The organism is Pseudomonas sp. NPDC089422, assembly GCF_044749405.1.
In the GTDB taxonomy this organism is placed as follows: Bacteria; Pseudomonadota; Gammaproteobacteria; order Pseudomonadales; family Pseudomonadaceae; genus Aquipseudomonas.
On record NZ_JBIVHW010000009.1, the window covers coordinates 91921 to 109878 of the forward strand.

A 17958-nucleotide genomic window follows, 5' to 3' on the forward strand; every position below is an offset into this window, starting at 1 on the left:
GAGTTGTGATGACGCTACCGCTGTTTCCCCTCAATACCGTGTTGTTTCCCGGTTGCCTGCTGGATCTGCAGATCTTCGAGGCGCGCTACCTGGACATGATTGGCCGCTGCATGAAGCAGGGTACCGGCTTTGGCGTGGTGTGCATCGTCGAAGGCGAACAGGTCGGCAAGGCGCCACCGGTGGTGGCCTCGATTGGCTGCGAGGCCGTGATCCGCGACTTCGTCCAGCAGGACAACGGCTTGCTCGGTATTCGTGTGGAGGGTGTGCGGCGCTTCGAGTTGAGCCAGACCGAAGTGCAGAAGGACCAGTTGCTGGTGGGTGAAGTGCATTGGCTGGCGGAACAACCGGACAGTCCGCTCACCGAGCACGACGATGACCTGATGGCGCTGCTGGTGGCCTTGGGCGAGCACCCGATGGTCGAAGCGCTGGACATGCCGCGGGATGTCGACGGGCGTCAGGCCCTGGCCAACCAGCTGGCCTACCTGCTGCCGTTCATGGAAGAGGACAAGCTGGACCTGCTGGCAATCGACTCGCCGGCGCAGCGACTGGAAGAGATCCAGAAGCTGCTGGAGCGGATTCAGGGTGAGTTGTTCGCCTGACTGAATTCAGTGGTCTGTACTGGCCTCTTCGCGGCTATCTCAGTACTGGTAACGCAGCAGGGCGTGGGGCAACGCATGCATGGCAAAGAACGCCAGCAGCGCGATGCATGCCGGCAACACCAGCCACCACACGCGCTGCGGCATTGCTGTCAGCGGCTGGCGATGCTGCACCAATGTCAGGCTCAGCGCACACACGCAGCAGGCCAGCAATGCCCCGGCCATGATGTCGGTCGGCCAGTGCGCACCCAGGTACACCCGCGACAAGGCAATCGCCAGCGCCGGAATGCAGCCCAGCAACACCCAGGTCAGGCGCATGCGTGGCGGCATGCCGCGCCCGGCGAGTACCGCCAGGGTCAGGAAGAACGCGAACGACGCTGAACTGTGCCCGCTGGGCATGCTGTAGCTGGTCAGCGGGTCGCTCAGTACTTCCGGGCGGGCGCGGGCGAACAGCCATTTCAGCGTGCCATTGGCCAGGGCCGTGCCAATCAGCGTGCCGCCCGCGAACAGGGCATGCCGCCACTGGCGCGCCAGGAGCAGCAAGCCGGTCAGCAGGCCGCCCAGGAAAAACTGAGTTTTGAAGTCGCCCAGCCGGGTCACCAGCACCACGGTGCCGTCGATCACCTTGCTGCGGTGCTCCTGCACCAGCGTCATCAGCCCCTGGTCGAATGCCTGCAGGTAGGGCCAGCCAAGAAACACCGCCGTCAAGGCGACGAAGCTGAGGCCGGCGATCAGCCGGGTAGCATGACGCTGATCGCGCAGGCTGCTGTTCAGGCTCAGGCCGATCAGCACCGCCAGGGTACCGGCGATGATGCCCGCATCCAGCCAGAAGCCTTCCGGCAAGGGCAGGCGCATGGCTGCACCAGTGGCCCAGCCTGGCAGCAGATAGGCGACCGACCAGCCCGCGCCCGCCACCAGGCTGACGGCGATGAAGCGCGGCAGAGGCATGTCGAACATCCCGGCGACCATCGGCAGCATCGGCCGCAGCGGGCCGATGAAGCGGCCGACCAGCAGGCTGGCAATGCCGTAGCGCTGGAAGTAGGCCTCGGCGCTGCCGATCCATTCCGGGTGGTGGCGCAGCAGCGGCAGGCGGCGGATGTTCTGGTGGAAGTACTTGCCGATGGTATACGACAGCGCGTCGCCGAGCAGGCCGCCGAGGAAACCCAGCAGCAGGGTTTCACCCAGGCTGAATGCGCCACTGCCCGCCAGTACGGCAACGGCGAACAGCAGTACCGTGCCCGGTACGATGATGCCGGCAATGGCCAGGCATTCCACGCAAGCCACCAGGAAAATTGCCAGGCCAAGCCACTGAGGGTGAGCACTGAGCCAGCCGGTCAGGCTGTCGAGCCATTGGCCCATGTTTCAGCTTCCTTGTTTTAGGATGAAAAAGTCTTGCCCTTCGACTTGGCCCCGGCGCAGCGGGTTCCGGGTGCAGAAGCGGGCGAATTCGGCATCGACGAAGCGGTACGGCAAGTGTTCGTCGCGGCCGTGGGGAATGCCCAGGCGCGCAGCCTGGACCACGGTAGGCACAGCAATCGCGCAATCTTCCACGTACAGGCGTTCGGGGTCGAAGCGTTGTGCGTCCCAGTGCGGCACTTTCAGGCCCATGGCCTTGCACAGCAGGGTCTGCCCGGCGCACAGGCGCTCGGGCGGGCGCAGGTTGCCGCTGGCATCGGGGTTGTTCAGCTGCATCTGCGCGAGGCTGTTGGCATCGGAAATGGCATCGACCCAAGGGTAGGCAGACTTGATCAGCACCGCGTTGCCCGGGCCCTGGGCGCTGAAGTTGAGCGAGTCGCCGCCGCGGGCGTAATACATGTAGATGTGCCCGCCGTCGAGGAACAGCGCCTTGCGCTTTTCGGTATAGCCGAGCGAAGCGTGGCTGCCTTTGTCGGTGAGGTAGTAGGCCTCGGTCTCGATGATCCGTGCGGCCAGCCACAGGTTGCCATGGCGATGACGGATGACTTTGCCCAGCAACGCCTTGGCCAAGGTCAGGGCGTCGCGGTCGAAGAAGCTGTCAGGGAGGGCGAGTGCAGGGCAGGGGGCTGAGGCTGGCATGCTGGCGGTTCGTGGCAGTAAAGGCGGGGATGATAGCAATGAATAGCTTAATCGAGGCTGAACCGGGACAGTTCGATAAGCGCGGTTACATCTTTCCTATGGATTCTTGCGCGCCATTTTCTACCATCCGCCACCCGCCGCTGGGCGTATACCTGCGCGACAGTTATAATCAGCCGATTTCCCCTTCGCCAAGACACCGAACCCATGACTGAGTCCGTTCTTGACTACATGACCCGCCTGGGTCGCGCCGCACGCCAGGCTTCCCGCGTCATCGCACGTGCCAGCACCGCGCAGAAGAACCGCGCCCTGCAGGCCGCCGCCGATGCGCTGGATGCTGCGCGTGCCGAGCTTGCCGCAGCCAACGAACTGGACCTGGCCGCCGGCCGTGCCAATGGCCTGGAGCCAGCGCTGCTTGACCGCCTGGCGCTGACCCCGGCGCGCATCGACGGCATGATCACTGGCCTGCGCCAGGTGGCCAGCCTGCCGGACCCGGTCGGCGCCATCCGCGACATGAGCTACCGCCCGTCGGGCATTCAGGTCGGCAAGATGCGCGTGCCACTGGGGGTGATCGGGATCATCTACGAGTCCCGCCCGAACGTGACCATCGACGCCGCCAGCCTGTGCCTGAAGTCGGGCAACGCCACCATCCTGCGTGGCGGCTCCGAGGCCATCCACTCCAACCGCGCCATCGCCATCTGTATCCAGCGTGGCCTGGCGGCGGCGGGCCTGCCAGCTGCCGTGGTGCAGGTGGTCGAAACCACTGACCGCGAAGCCGTTGGCGCGCTGATCAGCATGCCCGAGTTCGTCGATGTCATCGTGCCGCGCGGCGGCCGTGGCCTGATCGAGCGCATCAGCCGTGATGCCCGCGTGCCGGTCATCAAGCACCTGGACGGTATCTGCCACGTCTATGTGGCCGAGCACGCCGACCTGGACAAGGCCTGGCGCGTGGCGTTCAACGCCAAGACCTACCGCTACGGCATCTGCGGCGCCATGGAGACCCTGCTGGTCGACCAGCGCGTGGCCGAAGGCTTCCTGCCGGAAATGGCCCGCCGCTTCCAGGAGAAGGGCGTCGAACTGCGTGGTTGCGAGCGTACCCGCGCGCTGATCGAGGCCAAGCCGGCCACTGAAGACGACTGGCACACCGAGTACCTCGACGCGATCCTGTCGATCCGCGTCGTCGACGGCCTGGACCAGGCCATCGAGCACATCAACCAGTACGGCTCGCATCACACCGACTCGATCATCACCGAACACCAGGGCCAGGCCCGCCAGTTCATGGCCGAAGTGGATTCGGCGTCGGTGATGCTCAACACCCCGACCTGCTTCGCCGATGGCTTCGAGTACGGCCTGGGCGCGGAAATCGGCATTTCCACCGACAAGCTGCACGCCCGTGGCCCGGTCGGCCTGGAAGGCCTGACCTGCGAGAAGTACGTAGTGATCGGTGACGGCCAACTGCGTGGCCAGGAGTCCTGCTGAGTTGAGCAAGGCCCAGGCAGTCCGGCGCATCGGCATTCTTGGCGGTACCTTCGACCCCGTGCACATCGGCCACCTGCGCAGCGCGCTGGAAGTGGCCGAGTTCATGGCGCTCGACGAGCTGCGCCTGTTGCCCAATGCCCGTCCGCCGCACCGCGATACCCCGCAGGTGGCGGCGCAGGACCGCCTGGCCATGGTCCGTGAAGCGGTGAAGGGTGTCGATTGCCTCAGCGTCGATGCCCGCGAGCTTGAACGCGACAAGCCGTCGTACACCATCGACACGCTGGAGTCGATCCGCGCCGAGCTGGGCGTCGACGACCAGCTGTTCCTGGTGCTTGGCTGGGATGCCTTCTGCGGTCTGCCCACCTGGCACCGCTGGGAAGAACTGCTGCAACACTGTCACATCCTGGTGCTGCAACGCCCGGATGCCGACGTTGAACCCCCTGACGAGTTGCGCAACCTGCTGGCTGCGCGCTCGGAGAGCGATCCCACCGCCATGTCCGGCCCGGCGGGGAATATTTCGTTCGTCTGGCAGACGCCGCTCGCGGTGTCGGCTACACAGATCCGACAGCTGCTGGCCAGCGGCAAATCGGTGAGGTTCCTGGTGCCGGACGCCGTACTGGCCTACATCGAGGCGCACGAGCTGTATCGTGCCCCTAACTGACGGTGCCCCAGGGCGCCTCATCCAAACGAGTTGAAGAGTTTTTTATGAGCAAGCAGAAAATCAATGGCGAAGAACTGGTCAAACTGACCATCAGCGCCCTGGAAAACGTCAAGGCCCAGGACATCCAGGTCATCGACGTGCGCGAGAAGCACAGCCTGACCGACTACATGATCATTGCCACCGGTACCTCCAACCGCCAGATCAACGCGATGCTGGAAAAGGTCCGTGAGTCGGTCAAGAAAGAGGGCGCGCAGCCTCTGGGTGAAGAAGGCAAGGGCGACAGCGACTGGGTACTGCTGGACCTGAACGACGTCATCGTGCACATGATGACCGCCGCTGCCCGTCAGTTCTACGACCTCGAGCGCCTGTGGATGGGCGCCGAGCAGAGCCGTGCCGCCGATGGCAAGCACCACAGCCCGGAAAACGCCAGCGACTACTTCGACGCCAAGATCAAAGACCGGGAATAAGGAAGCGTCGTGCGTCTGCGCCTGATCGCGGTCGGCTCGCGCATGCCCAAGTGGGTCGAGGAAGGCTGGCATGAATACGCCAAGCGCCTGCCCCAGGAGCTGTCGCTCGAGCTGGTGGAAATCCCGCTGAACACCCGTGGCAAGAATGCCGACGTCGCCCGCCTGATCCGTCAGGAGGGCGAAGCCATGCTGAGCAAGGTTCAGCCTGGGGAACGCATTGTCACCCTCGAGGTCCATGGCAAGCCCTGGAGTACCGAGCAGCTGGCGACCGAGCTGGACCGCTGGCGCCTGGACTCGCGCACGGTGAATTTGATGGTGGGCGGCCCGGAAGGGCTGGCGCCTGAGGTCTGTGCGCGTGCCGAGCAACGCTGGTCGCTGTCGCCGCTGACCCTGCCGCACCCGTTGGTAAGGATACTCATCGGCGAGCAGATCTACCGCGCCTGGACGGTATTGTCCGGGCACCCTTACCACAAATGAGCCTGTAAGCAGTCCGATGTCGCAGCCGATCCGTCTCAAGGACCACGAGAAAGACGCCCGCCTGGTGCGTAACCGCGTCGTGGTCGGCGCGGTGGCGGTCATCCTGCTCATCTGCGTGCTGGTCGCACGTCTGTATTACCTGCAGATCATCCAGTACGACTATCACTCGACGCTGTCGGAGAACAACCGGGTGCATGTGCAGCCGATTCCGCCGACGCGTGGCCTGATTTTCGACCGCAACGGGGTAATCATCGCCGACAACCGGCCTAGCTTCAGTTTGTCGATGACCCGCGAGCGTGCGGGTAACTGGCAGGAAGTGCTGGATAACATCGTCGAAGTGCTGGACCTGACAGCGGACGATCGGGCGCTGTTCGAGAAGCGCATGAAGCAGGGGCGACGGCCGTTCGAGCCGGTGCCGATCCTGTTCGAGCTGAACGAAGAGCAGATCGCCCGCGTGGCGGTCAACCAGTTCCGCCTGCCGGGCGTCGAGGTCGTCGCCCAGCTGGTGCGCCACTACCCTCAGGGGGCGCATTTCGCCCATTCGGTCGGCTATGTCGGGCGGATCAACGAAAAAGAGCTGAAAACCCTCGATCCGGTCAACTACAGCGGCACCCACCATATCGGCAAGACCGGCATCGAGCGCTTCTACGAGCCCGAACTGCACGGCCAGGTCGGTTACGAGGAAGTCGAGACCAACGCCCGGGGCCGCGTGCTGCGGGTGCTCAAGCGCACCGATCCGAAGCCGGGCAAGGACATCGTGCTGAGCCTCGACATCAGGCTGCAGGAGGCCGCCGAGGCCGCCCTGGGCGGCCGGCGCGGCGCGGTGGTGGCGCTCGACCCGCGTACCGGTGAAGTGCTGGCGATGGTCAGTCAGCCGAGCTTCGACCCCAACCTGTTCGTCACCGGCATCAGCTTCAAGGCCTATGCCGAGCTGCGCGACTCGATCGACCGGCCACTGTTCAACCGCGTGCTCCGTGGCCTGTACCCGCCGGGCTCGACGATCAAGCCGGCGGTGGCCATTGCCGGCCTCGACAGCGGGGTGGTCAATGCCAGCAGCCGGGTATTCGACCCGGGCTACTACCAGTTGCCCAACTACGATCACAAATACCGTAACTGGAACCGCACCGGTGACGGCTGGGTCGACCTGGACACCGCGATCATGCGTTCCAACGACACCTACTTCTACGACCTTGCCCACAAGATGGGTATCGATCGGCTGTCCAGCTACATGAACAAGTTCGGCATCGGCCAGAAGGTGGCCCTCGACATGTTCGAGGAGTCGCCCGGGCTGATGCCGTCGCGCGAGTGGAAGCGCGCCACCCGCCGCCAGGCCTGGTTCCCGGGTGAAACGCTGATTCTCGGCATCGGCCAGGGCTACATGCAGGCCACGCCGTTGCAGCTGGCCCAGGCCACTGCACTGATCGCCAACAAGGGCGTGTGGAACCGCCCGCACCTGGCCAAGACCATCGAGGGTCAGCCGCCGGTGGACCCTAACCCGATGGAAGACATCGTCCTGCGCGACAAGTCCGACTGGGCCAAGGTCACCCACGGCATGGAGCAGGTGATGCACAACGCCCGCGGTACCGCGCGCAAGGCGGCAGCCGGCGCCCAGTACCGCATTGCCGGCAAGAGCGGTACCGCCCAGGTGGTGGCGATCAAGCAGGGCGAGAAGTACGACCGCAACAAACTCCAGGAGCGCCACCGCGACCACGCGCTGTTCGTCGCCTTCGCCCCGGCCGACGATCCGAAGATCGTGGTCTCGGTGATGGTCGAGAACGGTGAGTCCGGCTCCGGCGTTGCCGCGCCAGTGGTGCGGCAGATCATGGACGCCTGGCTGCTCGACGAGAGCGGCCGGCTGAAAAGCGAATTCGCGCCTGCCACCGTCGCCCAGGAAACGGCCCAGTGAAGAACAATTTCGATCGCATGCTCTCCAGCGAGGACGTGATGCGTCGACGCGCCAGCTTCCTGCAGCGCATCCACATCGACGGCCCCTTGCTGATCATCCTGCTGACCCTCGCGGCCGGCAGCCTGTTCGTCCTCTATTCGGCCAGTGGCAAGAACTGGGACCTGCTGCTCAAGCAGGCCACCTCGTTCGGCATCGGCCTGGTCTCGATGTTCGTCATCGCCCAGCTGGAACCGCGCTTCATGGCCCGCTGGGTGCCGCTGGCGTATCTGGTCGGGGTGTTCCTGCTGGTGGTGGTGGACGTCATGGGCCACAACGCCATGGGCGCCACGCGCTGGATCAACATCCCCGGGGTGATCCGCTTCCAGCCCTCGGAATTCCTCAAGATCATCATGCCGGCAACCATCGCCTGGTACCTCTCCAAGCGCACCTTGCCGCCGCACCTGAAACACGTGGCAATAAGCCTGGTGTTGATCGGCGTGCCGTTCATTCTTATCGTCCGTCAGCCTGACCTGGGCACGGCGCTGCTGATTCTCGCCTCCGGCGCATTCGTGCTGTTCATGGGTGGCCTGCGCTGGCGCTGGATCCTCAGCGTGCTCGCGGCGACGGTGCCGGTAGCGGTGGCGATGTGGTTCTTCGTGATGCACGACTACCAGAAACAGCGCGTACTGACCTTCCTCGACCCGGAGAGCGACCCACTGGGTACCGGCTGGAACATCATCCAGTCGAAGGCCGCGATCGGTTCCGGTGGCGTGTTTGGCAAGGGCTGGCTGCTGGGTACCCAGTCGCACCTGGACTTCCTGCCGGAAAGCCATACCGACTTCATCATCGCGGTGCTTGGCGAGGAGTTCGGCCTGGTCGGCATCTGCCTGCTGCTGATCGTCTACCTGCTGCTGATCGGCCGCGGGCTGATGATCACCGCACAGGCGCAGACCCTGTTCGGCAAGCTGCTGGCGGGCAGCCTGACCATGACCTTCTTTGTATATGTGTTCGTCAATATCGGTATGGTCAGCGGCCTGTTGCCCGTGGTGGGCGTGCCGCTGCCCTTCATTAGCTATGGCGGAACTTCGTTGGTGACGCTGCTGTCAGCGTTTGGCGTTCTGATGTCGATCCACACGCACCGCAAATGGATCGCACAGGTTTGAATAAGGTGAAGAATTTCATGCAAGCAGTGCGTAACTGGGCTGCCCGTTGTGCGCCGTGGATCGGCGCGGTGGGCCTGTTCGGCGCTGTACAGCTGGCCCAGGCCGGCGACTACGATGGCTCGCCACAGGTGACCGAGTTCGTGCTCCAGATGAGCCGCGACAATGGGTTTGCCCCCGAGCAACTGAATGGTGTGTTCCGCGAGGTGCAGCGCAAGCAGTCGATCCTCGACGCCATTTCGCGCCCGGCCGAACGGGTCAAGCCGTGGAAGGAATACCGGCCGATGTTCATCACCGACGCGCGCATCGCCCGTGGCGTGGACTTCTGGCGCCAGCACGAAGCGGTGCTGGCCCGTGCCGAGCAAGAATATGGCGTGCCGGCGCAGTACATCGTCGCGATCATCGGCGTGGAAACCTTCTTCGGTCGCAACACCGGCAACTACCGGGTGATCGATGCCTTGTCGACGCTGGCCTTCGACTACCCGCCGCGCGCGGAATTCTTCCGCAAGGAACTGCGTGAGTTCCTGCTGCTGGCCCGTGATGAGCAGATCGACCCGCTCACCCTCAAGGGTTCTTATGCCGGTGCCATGGGCTTGCCGCAGTTCATGCCGAGCAGCTTCCGCAACTACGCGGTGGACTTCGACGGCGACGGCCACATCAATATCTGGAACAACCCCGACGATGCCATCGGCAGCGTGGCCAGCTACTTCAAGCGCCATGGCTGGGTAGCCGGCGAGGGCGTGGTCAGCCGCGCCCAGGTCAGTGGCACGCAGGCTGATCTTGGCCTGACCACCGGTATCGATCCTGCGAAAACCTTCGGGGAGTTGCGAGCGCTGGGCTGGTCGAGCCATGATGCGTTGCGCGATGATCTGCCGGTTACGGCCTTCCGCCTGGAGGGCGACAACGGCCCCGAGTACTGGATGGGCCTGAAGAACTTCTACGCGATCACTCGCTACAACCGCAGCGTGATGTATGCCATGGCGGTGCATCAGCTTGCGGAACAGCTGGTCCAAGTACGGGGCGTCAAGTAATGCGCGCAATCCTCTCTGGCAACACCTTCAAACTGCTGACCTGCATGACCGTCGGCATGCTGCTGGTCAGCTGTTCCTCCAGCCGCCCGACCTCACAGGGCAGTGGCAACGTCGTCCGCTCGCAGCCTGGCCTGGACATCAACCGGGCCCACAAGGACGGTGCGCCGTGGTGGGATGTCGACGTCAACAAGATCCCCGATGCCACGCCGACCGTGCATACCGGTGCCTACAAGGCCAACCCGTACACCGTGCTGGGCAAGACCTACTACCCGATGCAGGACGCGCGCAACTACCGCGCCGAAGGCACCGCGTCGTGGTACGGCACCAAGTTCCACGGCCAGAACACCGCCAACGGTGAGCTGTACGACTTGTACGGCATGAGCGCGGCGCACAAGACCCTGCCACTGCCGGCCTATGTAAGGGTGACCAACCTGGCCAACGGCCGCAGTGTGATCCTGCGGGTCAACGACCGTGGCCCGTTCTATTCCGACCGCATCATCGACCTGTCCTACGCTGCGGCGAAGAAGCTCGGCTACGCCGAGATCGGCACGGCGCACGTGCGTGTCGAGGGAATCGATCCGCAGCAATGGTGGGCACAGAAGGGCCAGCAGCCGCCGCTGATGCTGAAAGAGCCGCAGGTCGCCCAGACCCAGGCGATCCCGGCCAGTACCGGGCGGGTCGAGCAGTGGACCCCGCCGCCGCAGCAGCACGCGGCGCCGGTGGTACCGGTGCAGGTGAGCGGCGGCAACGTGCCAGCCGGCGCTGCTGGCAACGTCCTCCAAGTCGGCGCCTTCGCCAACCCGGATGCTGCCGAACTGCTGCGCTCCAAGCTCAGTACCATGGTCAGCGCGCCGGTGTTCATCAGCTCCATCGTGCGTAACCAGCAGACCCTGCACCGCGTGCGCCTGGGGCCGTTCAGCAGCCAGGGCGAGATCCAGCAGGCACAAGACAGCATTCGCCTGGCGAACCTTGGCCAGGCCAAGCTTGTCACAGCTGACTGACAGTTTTTGTGGGGGCCCAGGCCCCCACAAACTGTCGGTTTTGTCATGAATTGCCGGCCCCGGCCATGTACAATGTCCGCTTTTGCCCGCAGCGACATAAAGCCGCACCCTGATTCAGCCGTTCAGGGGTGGGCCGGCCATGGCCATCAAAACTAGACTGACTGGCGCTGGGCACACGATGTGGCCCAGGGAACATCAGACCATTAGCGATTTTCGAGAGACGGATGAACATCACCAACCTTGCCAAACGACTTTGCCTGCCCGTACTGCTGATGCTCACGCCTGCTGCCTTCGCAGCAGAGCAGATGATGCCGGCGCCACCGCAACTGGCAGCCAAGTCCTACGTACTCATGGACGCGTCCAGCGGCAACGTGCTGGTCGAGAACAACGGTGACGAGCGCCTGCCGCCAGCCAGCCTGACCAAGCTGATGACCGCGTACATCGCCACCGTCGACATCCGTCGTGGCCAGATCGGCGAGAACGACCCGGTCACCGTCAGCGAAAACGCCTGGCGTACCGGCGGTTCGCGCATGTTCATCAAGGTCGGTAGCCAGGTGACCGTCAGCGACCTGCTGCACGGCATCATCATCCAGTCGGGCAACGATGCTTCGGTCGCCCTGTCCGAGCACATCGCCGGCAGCGAAGACGCCTTCGCCGACATGATGAACAAGACCGCTGCCGAACTGGGCATGTCCAACAGCCACTTCATGAACCCGACCGGCCTGCCGAACCCGGAGCACTACTCCTCGGCTCATGACATGGCCCTGCTGGCCCGCGCGATCATCACCATCGACCCGGCCCACTACGCCATCTACTCGCAGAAAGAGTTTTTCTGGAACAACATCAAGCAGCCGAACCGCAACCTGCTGCTGTGGCGTGACAAGACCGTCGACGGTCTGAAAACCGGCCACACCGAGGAAGCCGGCTATTGCATGGTGGCTTCGGCCGTACGTGACGGCCAGCGCCTGATCGCCGTGGTGTTCGGTACCAACAGCGAGCAGGCCCGTGCTGCCGAGACCCAGAAGCTGCTGACCTACGGGTTCCGCTTCTTCGAAACCCAGACCTTCTACCAGAAGGGCACCGAGCTGGCCCAGGCTCCGGTCTGGAAGGGCGCTACCAGCCAAGTCAAGGCAGGCCTGGCCGACGACCTGACCATGACTATGCCTAAAGGCCAATTGAAGCGCCTGCAGGCTTCGATGACCATGAACCCGCAGCTCACCGCACCGATCGCCAAAGGTGACGTGATCGGCAAAGTGGAAGTCAAACTGGACGAGAACGTGGTTCACAGCGCCGACCTGATCGCCCTCGATGGCGTCGAGGAAGGTGGTTTCTTCCGCCGTATGTGGGATAGCATCCGTCTATTCTTCTACGGGTTGTTCAACTGATACGTGACCTGCAAGCCCCCGCGCATCCTGCGGGGGCGTTGTTGTTGCCACGGCTTACGAGGCCGTTTCCGCCATGAGCGAACCTGACGTCAAGTCGCACAAAATCGAATTCCCCTGCGACGATTACCCGATCAAGGTAATCGGCGACACCGTAGTCGGCTTCAAGGACACGGTGATCGAGATCCTGAGCAAGCACGCCAAGGTCGACCTTTCCACCCTGGCCGAGCGCCAGAGCAAGGAAGGCAAGTACACCACCGTGCAACTGCACATCGTCGCTGAAAGCGAGAACCAGCTGCACGACATCAACAGTGCCCTGCGTGCCACCGGCATCGTGAAAATGGTGCTCTGATGTCGCTTTGCCTCGGTATTCGCGAGCTTGGCCTGCAGCCCTATGAACCGGTGCTGGAGGCCATGCGTCGCTTCACCGAGCAACGTAGCCCGGACAGCCAGGACGAAATCTGGCTGGTCGAGCACCCCGCGGTCTTCACCCAGGGCCAGGCCGGCAAGGCCGAGCACCTGTTGGTACCGGGCGACATCCCGGTGGTGCAGACTGATCGCGGCGGCCAGGTGACCTACCATGGCCCCGGGCAGCTGGTGGCCTACCTGCTGCTGGACGTGCGCCGTCTGGGCTTTGGCGTGCGCGAGCTGGTCAGCCGTATCGAGCAGACCCTGATCGACCTGCTCGCCAGCTATGGCGTCAACGCCGTGGCCAAGCCCGATGCGCCGGGTGTCTATGTCGACGGAGCGAAAATCGCCTCCCTCGGCCTGCGAATCCGCAACGGCCGTTCCTTCCACGGCCTTGCTCTGAACGTGGACATGGACCTGGCTCCATTCCGCCGAATCAACCCCTGTGGGTATGCGGGGCTGGCCATGACCCAGCTGCGCGACCTGGCAGGCCCGATCGAACTCGACGAGGTCAGGACAAGGCTGCGCGGACAGCTGGTCAGGCACCTCGACTATGCTGAGCAGACGACCCTCACGGGCGGAATCGACTGAATATGACAACTGTGCAAGAAGCCGTGCCGAACCTGATCCCTACCCAGGATGCCACCGCGCGCCCAGCGCCGAAGAAAGTGGAAGCCGGGGTAAAACTGCGTGGCGCCGAAAAGGTCGCGCGTATCCCGGTGAAGATCATCCCCACCGACGAACTGCCGAAGAAGCCTGACTGGATCCGCGTGCGCATCCCGGTATCCCCGGAAGTCGACCGCATCAAGCAGCTGCTGCGCAAGCACAAGCTGCACAGCGTGTGCGAAGAGGCGTCCTGCCCGAACCTGGGCGAGTGCTTCTCCGGTGGCACCGCGACCTTCATGATCATGGGCGACATCTGCACCCGTCGCTGCCCGTTCTGCGACGTCGGCCACGGTCGGCCGAAGCCGCTGGACCTGGACGAGCCGAAGAACCTGGCCGTGGCCATTGCCGACCTGCGCCTGAAGTATGTGGTGATCACCTCGGTGGACCGCGACGACCTGCGTGACGGTGGTGCCCAGCACTTCGCCGACTGCATTCGCGAAATCCGTGCCTTGTCGCCGGGCGTGCAGCTGGAAACCCTGGTGCCGGACTACCGTGGCCGCATGGACGTTGCCCTGGAAATCACCGCGCAAACGCCACCAGACGTGTTCAACCACAACCTCGAGACCGTACCGCGCCTGTACAAGGCTGCGCGCCCGGGTTCGGACTACGACTGGTCGCTGGACCTGCTGCAGAAGTTCAAGCAGATGGTTCCGCACGTGCCGACCAAGTCGGGCCTGATGCTCGGCCTGGGCGAGACCGACGAAGAAGTGATCGAGGTGATGCATCGCATGCGCGAGCATGACATCGACATGCTGACCCTCGGCCAGTACCTGCAGCCGTCGCGCAGCCACCTGCCGGTGCAGCGTTTCGTCCACCCGGACACCTTCGCCTGGTTCGCCGAGGAAGGTTACAAGATGGGCTTCAAGAACGTCGCTTCCGGTCCGTTGGTGCGTTCGTCGTACCATGCCGACCAGCAAGCTCACGAAGCCAAGATCAAGCTCTGATCCGGGCTTGAGCTGACCATGCCGATGCGCGCTGAGAGGCGGCATCGGCATTTTTGTTTTTGCGGTATAGAAAGGAGCTGCGATGAATTGCGCTGAAACCATGGAATCCCTTTTGCCCAAGGTGCTGGCGGACAATGCCTGCTTCGCCATCGTCGCCCCGGCCGGGCCGGCGCGTCTGGATGCGCAGAAGGCTGGCCAGTGGTTCGCCGAGCGTGGCTACCGCTGCCGGATCTACCCAGGCGTCTATGAAGCCGAGGGCTATCTGGCCGGTAGCGATGAGCAGCGCCTGCAGGACCTGCATGCGGCCTTTGCCGATCCGGAGGTCGACGCGATCCTGTGTATGCGCGGTGGTTATGGCAGCATGCGCCTGCTCGATCAGCTGGACTTCGAACTGATCCGCCGCAACCCCAAGCCGCTGGTTGGCTACAGCGATATCACCGCGCTGCACACGGCGATCTATCAGCGTACCGGGCTGATCACTTTCCATGGTGCGATGCTCAATGCCGACCTGTTGGGCGCCAAGTTGCAGCCGACCGAGTCGTCGCTGCTGGCGCAATTGGGCGGGCTTTTGGGGGCGGGGGATGAAATTGTCCATCCGACCGATTTCGCCTTGAACTGCGTGGTCCCCGGCGTTGCCAGTGGGCGCCTGCTCGGTGGCAACCTGTCGATGCTGAGCGCGACCCTCGGGACAGTAGCGGAGATAGATACCCAGGGCTGCATCCTGTTCATCGAAGACGTCAACGAGCCGCTGTATCGGGTAGACCGGTTGCTGACCCACTTGCGCCTGGCAGGCAAGCTACAGGGCATCAAGGGTGTGCTGGTGGGGGATTTTGCCGGGATTACTGTCGCGGCACTGGCGCCGCTGCTGGAGCAGACCTTTGGGCCGCTGGGCGTACCGGTGCTGGCCGGGTGGCGCAGTGGGCATTGTGATCCGAATGTGTGCATGCCGCTGGGGGCATTGGTGAGGCTGGACAGCGAGAAGCAGACACTGGTGCTGGGGCAGGACTTGTTCAAGGCTTGAAATAGCCGGGGCCGCAAAGCGGCCCCAGGTGCATCAGCGCTGACGCAGACTGTCGAGCAGCTTGTGGGTCGGATAGCCATCCGCCGGCCACCCCAGCTGCTGCTGGGCATTGCGAATGGCCTTGCGGGTATTGGCCCCGATGATGCCATCCGGGTTCCTCGCCTCATGCCCGCTGGCATTCAGCAGATTCTGCAACTCCATCCGCTCGCTGCGGCTCAATGGCAGGTCTTCTTTCGGCCAGCTGCCGCTGATGAAGCCCCAACCCGAGAAGCGATCACCCAGCAGGCTCACCGCCAGGGCATAGGACGACGAGTTGTTGTACTTGAGGATCGCGCGGAAGTTGTCCAGCACCAGGAATGCCGGGCCGCGGGCACCTGCCGGCAACAGCAGGGCCGCTGACAGCTGGTTGCTGCCGGCTGGCAGCTGGGTACCTGCCGGCAGCTTCACGCCCATCTGCAGCCACTCGTAGACCGGCTTGCGCAGCGCGCCATCGGCTTGCCAGTAGTCGAAGCCGGCTGGCACCTGCACTTCGAAGCCCCAAGGTTGGCCGCGCTTCCAGCCCGAGCTCTGCAGGTAGTTGGCCGTCGAGGCCAGGGCATCGGGTGTGCTGTTCCAGATATCGCGGCGGCCGTCGCCGTCGAAGTCCACCGCGTAGGTGTTGTAGGTGGTCGGAATGAACTGGGTCTGGCCCATGGCGCCGGCCCACGAGCCACGCATGGTCTCAGGCTGGATATCGCCATGCTGGATGATCTGCAGGGCAGCGATCAGCTGGTCTTGGGCAAACTGCGGGCGGCGCCCTTCATAGGCCAGGGTAGCCAGCGAGCGGATCACCGACTTGCTGCCCTGGAACTGGCCGAAGTTGCTCTCCATGCCCCACACGGCGACCAGTGCCTGGCGGTCGACGCCATAGCGTTGCTCGATGCGGGTCAGCAGTTCGGCGTTCTGTTCCAGCAGTTTCTTGCCGTTGCGCACGCGCAGGGGGGACAGCGCGCCATCCAGGTATTCCCATACCGGGCGGGTGAATTCAGGCTGACTGCGGTCGGCCTTGATCACATCCATATCTGGCAGGACACCAAGGAACGCACGGTCGAAGGTGCCCGCCGCGATGCCGGCCTGCAGCGCCTGCTGGCGGAAACCGGCTTGCCATTGGGCGAAGGTTTGCAGGGGCTGGATTTCAGTGCTGACCTCGGGCGTCGTGCCAGGCAGGGTAACGACCGGAGCAGGCTGGGCGGGGGCCAGCGGCAGGGCGTCGGCGGCGGTGGGTTTTTCCGCGCAGGCGACGAGCAGGATGAAGCTGGAGGCCGCGAGCAACTGGCGGGAATTCCAACGGGGGAGAAGACTCAAGAGCATGCACAGATCCAGAATTGCAGGTCAGGTGCCGACCATACCATGCCTGCGCTCGCGATGCTTTCATGCGGCCAAAAAGTAAGAAGCCTCCCAATCTCTCGATTGGAAGGCTTCGCGGCGGTAGCTGCCTTTGCCCTTTTCCGGTTGTTCCTGGCGGCAGCGGAACAGGGGTTGGGCGATGATCGACTTGGCCTTGTTGGGGCCGTGCTTTTTCGGCTTCTTGCGCATGGCGGGGTTCCCGGTTTGGATGGGTTTCGGGGCGCACTGTAGGCCTGAGAGGGTGGCGGGGCCAATTGATTGTGTTTATGGTTGAGGCCTTGTGGCCGCTTCGCACCTATTCCGAAGGAAGCACCAGACGCTGGCCGGCCATCAACAGCGCCAACCGCGACAACCCGGTCCAGGGCGACCCCTCGGCCTGCCCCTTGATCTGCGCATCGATACGCTGGGCATCCTGCAGCAGCTGCGCCCAACGCTGCGCCGAGAGACGCTGCAGGGCCTTGCTCACCAGGGGTCGGCGTTTATCCCAGACTGGCGGGCGCGCCTGGCTGAAGGCCTTGTCCAGCGGCACACCTTGGCTGAACTGTTGCGCCAGCCCGGCCAGCAGGCGTAATTCACGGGCCAGTGCCCAGAGAATCACCGGCGGTTCCACGCCTTCTCCGCGTAGGCCCTCGAGCATGCGCAGGGCATGTGCGGCTTCGCCATTGAGGATGGCGTCAACCAGCCCGAAGACATCGAAGCGCGCACTGTCGGCCACGGCCGCCTGCACCGTTTCGACGGTGATCTGGTTGCCGTCTGCCAGCAACTTGAGCTTTTCGATTTCCTGGGCGGCGGCCAGCAAGTTGCCTTCGACCCGCGCAGCGATCAGGTCGACGGCATCGCGTTGGGCCGACAGCCCGGCCTGGGACAGACGCTGGTTGATCCACTGGGGTAATTGCTGGGCATCCACCGGCCAGATCTGGATGAACTGGCAGTGGGCACCTTCGATCAGTGCCTTGCCCCACTTGGTTTTCTGCGCGCTGCCATCGAGCTTGGGCAGGCTGATCAGCAGCAGGGTGTCTTCGGCGGGCCTGGCGCAATACTCCATGAGCGCCGCGGCGCCCTTGTCGCCGGGCTTGCCCGATGGCAGGCGCAGCTCCAGCAGGCGCCGCTGGGCGAACAGCGACAGGCTGGCACCCGCTTGCAGCAGGGTACCCCAGTCGAAGTTGGCGTCGGCGCTGAACACCTGGCGCTCGTCAAAACCTTGCTGGCGCGCCGCATTGCGGATGGCGTCGGCAGCTTCCTGGCACAGCAGCGGGTCATCGCCGCTGACTACGTATACGGGCGCCAGGCTGCCTTGCAGGTGTTTGTTGAGTTGGGCGGGGGCGAGCTTCATGGGCAGTAG

19 protein-coding genes are annotated in these 17958 nt (G+C 64.0%); 14 read left to right on the forward strand and 5 right to left on the reverse strand.

Annotation, left to right across the window (positions count from 1 at the left end):
* Nucleotides 1–8: 8 nt before the first annotated feature.
* The gene (locus ACIPZ8_RS18150) at nt 9–599 is read left to right on the forward strand and encodes an LON peptidase substrate-binding domain-containing protein (protein WP_400725845.1); all 591 of its coding nucleotides are present in this window, start codon (nt 9–11) and stop codon (nt 597–599) included.
* Between the two features lie 39 nt (nt 600–638).
* Here the strand turns inward: ACIPZ8_RS18150 and ACIPZ8_RS18155 are convergent, their stop codons facing one another.
* Nucleotides 639–1955, reverse strand: a complete 1317-nt coding sequence (locus tag ACIPZ8_RS18155; RefSeq protein WP_400725848.1) for a bifunctional DedA family/phosphatase PAP2 family protein — start codon at nt 1953–1955, stop codon at nt 639–641.
* A 3-nt stretch (nt 1956–1958) separates the two neighbouring features.
* Nucleotides 1959–2651, reverse strand: coding sequence for a DNA-3-methyladenine glycosylase (locus ACIPZ8_RS18160; RefSeq protein WP_400725851.1), 693 nt, complete (start codon nt 2649–2651; stop codon nt 1959–1961).
* A gap of 204 nt (nt 2652–2855) precedes the next feature.
* Between ACIPZ8_RS18160 and ACIPZ8_RS18165 the strand changes: the two genes are divergently transcribed.
* The 13 genes from ACIPZ8_RS18165 to ACIPZ8_RS18225 all read left to right on the forward strand — a co-directional run bounded on the left by ACIPZ8_RS18165 (nt 2856) and on the right by ACIPZ8_RS18225 (nt 15230).
* The gene (locus tag ACIPZ8_RS18165) at nt 2856–4127 is read left to right on the forward strand and encodes a glutamate-5-semialdehyde dehydrogenase (protein WP_400725853.1); all 1272 of its coding nucleotides are present in this window, start codon (nt 2856–2858) and stop codon (nt 4125–4127) included.
* 1 nt (nt 4128) lies between these two features.
* Nucleotides 4129–4788 (forward strand): nicotinate-nucleotide adenylyltransferase, encoded by a 660-nt coding sequence (gene nadD / locus ACIPZ8_RS18170; RefSeq protein WP_400725855.1) that lies wholly within the window; start codon nt 4129–4131, stop codon nt 4786–4788.
* 44 nt (nt 4789–4832) lie between these two features.
* The gene (gene rsfS / locus ACIPZ8_RS18175) at nt 4833–5255 is read left to right on the forward strand and encodes a ribosome silencing factor (protein ID WP_400725858.1); all 423 of its coding nucleotides are present in this window, start codon (nt 4833–4835) and stop codon (nt 5253–5255) included.
* 9 nt (nt 5256–5264) lie between these two features.
* On the forward strand, nt 5265–5732 hold the full coding sequence (gene rlmH / locus ACIPZ8_RS18180) for a 23S rRNA (pseudouridine(1915)-N(3))-methyltransferase RlmH (protein ID WP_008090421.1): 468 nt from the start codon (nt 5265–5267) through the stop codon (nt 5730–5732).
* A 16-nt stretch (nt 5733–5748) separates the two neighbouring features.
* The gene (mrdA, locus tag ACIPZ8_RS18185; protein ID WP_400725860.1) at nt 5749–7638 is read left to right on the forward strand and encodes a penicillin-binding protein 2; all 1890 of its coding nucleotides are present in this window, start codon (nt 5749–5751) and stop codon (nt 7636–7638) included.
* Between the two features lie 38 nt (nt 7639–7676).
* The gene (gene rodA, locus ACIPZ8_RS18190; protein WP_050437190.1) at nt 7677–8780 is read left to right on the forward strand and encodes a rod shape-determining protein RodA; all 1104 of its coding nucleotides are present in this window, start codon (nt 7677–7679) and stop codon (nt 8778–8780) included.
* A gap of 17 nt (nt 8781–8797) precedes the next feature.
* Nucleotides 8798–9808, forward strand: a complete 1011-nt coding sequence (mltB, locus tag ACIPZ8_RS18195; protein ID WP_400725863.1) for a lytic murein transglycosylase B — start codon at nt 8798–8800, stop codon at nt 9806–9808.
* On the forward strand, nt 9808–10809 hold the full coding sequence (locus tag ACIPZ8_RS18200) for a septal ring lytic transglycosylase RlpA family protein (protein WP_400725866.1): 1002 nt from the start codon (nt 9808–9810) through the stop codon (nt 10807–10809). The genes mltB and ACIPZ8_RS18200 overlap by 1 nt, the downstream gene beginning before the upstream one ends.
* A gap of 224 nt (nt 10810–11033) precedes the next feature.
* Nucleotides 11034–12194 carry a D-alanyl-D-alanine carboxypeptidase family protein gene (locus ACIPZ8_RS18205; RefSeq protein ID WP_400725869.1) on the forward strand — a complete coding sequence of 387 codons (1161 nt, stop codon included), beginning with the start codon at nt 11034–11036 and terminating at the stop codon, nt 12192–12194.
* Between the two features lie 73 nt (nt 12195–12267).
* Entirely contained in the window at nt 12268–12543 is a 276-nt protein-coding gene (locus ACIPZ8_RS18210; RefSeq protein WP_003249736.1) for a DUF493 domain-containing protein, read from the forward strand.
* Nucleotides 12543–13190: a lipoyl(octanoyl) transferase LipB gene (lipB, locus tag ACIPZ8_RS18215; RefSeq protein ID WP_110637742.1), complete on the forward strand. Its 648-nt coding sequence runs from the start codon at nt 12543–12545 to the stop codon at nt 13188–13190. The genes ACIPZ8_RS18210 and lipB overlap by 1 nt, the downstream gene beginning before the upstream one ends.
* A gap of 2 nt (nt 13191–13192) precedes the next feature.
* Entirely contained in the window at nt 13193–14209 is a 1017-nt protein-coding gene (gene lipA / locus ACIPZ8_RS18220; protein ID WP_060509515.1) for a lipoyl synthase, read from the forward strand.
* Nucleotides 14210–14291: 82 nt separating this feature from the next.
* The gene (locus tag ACIPZ8_RS18225) at nt 14292–15230 is read left to right on the forward strand and encodes an LD-carboxypeptidase (protein WP_400725872.1); all 939 of its coding nucleotides are present in this window, start codon (nt 14292–14294) and stop codon (nt 15228–15230) included.
* 33 nt (nt 15231–15263) lie between these two features.
* Here the strand turns inward: ACIPZ8_RS18225 and ACIPZ8_RS18230 are convergent, their stop codons facing one another.
* The 3 genes from ACIPZ8_RS18230 to holA all read right to left on the reverse strand — a co-directional run bounded on the left by ACIPZ8_RS18230 (nt 15264) and on the right by holA (nt 17949).
* Entirely contained in the window at nt 15264–16580 is a 1317-nt protein-coding gene (locus tag ACIPZ8_RS18230; RefSeq protein WP_400725875.1) for a lytic murein transglycosylase, read from the reverse strand.
* A 60-nt stretch (nt 16581–16640) separates the two neighbouring features.
* Nucleotides 16641–16805, reverse strand: coding sequence for an alternative ribosome rescue factor ArfA (gene arfA, locus ACIPZ8_RS18235; protein ID WP_400725877.1), 165 nt, complete (start codon nt 16803–16805; stop codon nt 16641–16643).
* A 106-nt stretch (nt 16806–16911) separates the two neighbouring features.
* Complete coding sequence (gene holA / locus ACIPZ8_RS18240) at nt 16912–17949, reverse strand: DNA polymerase III subunit delta (RefSeq protein ID WP_159408750.1); 1038 nt, start codon at nt 17947–17949, stop codon at nt 16912–16914.
* Nucleotides 17950–17958: the final 9 nt, after the last annotated feature.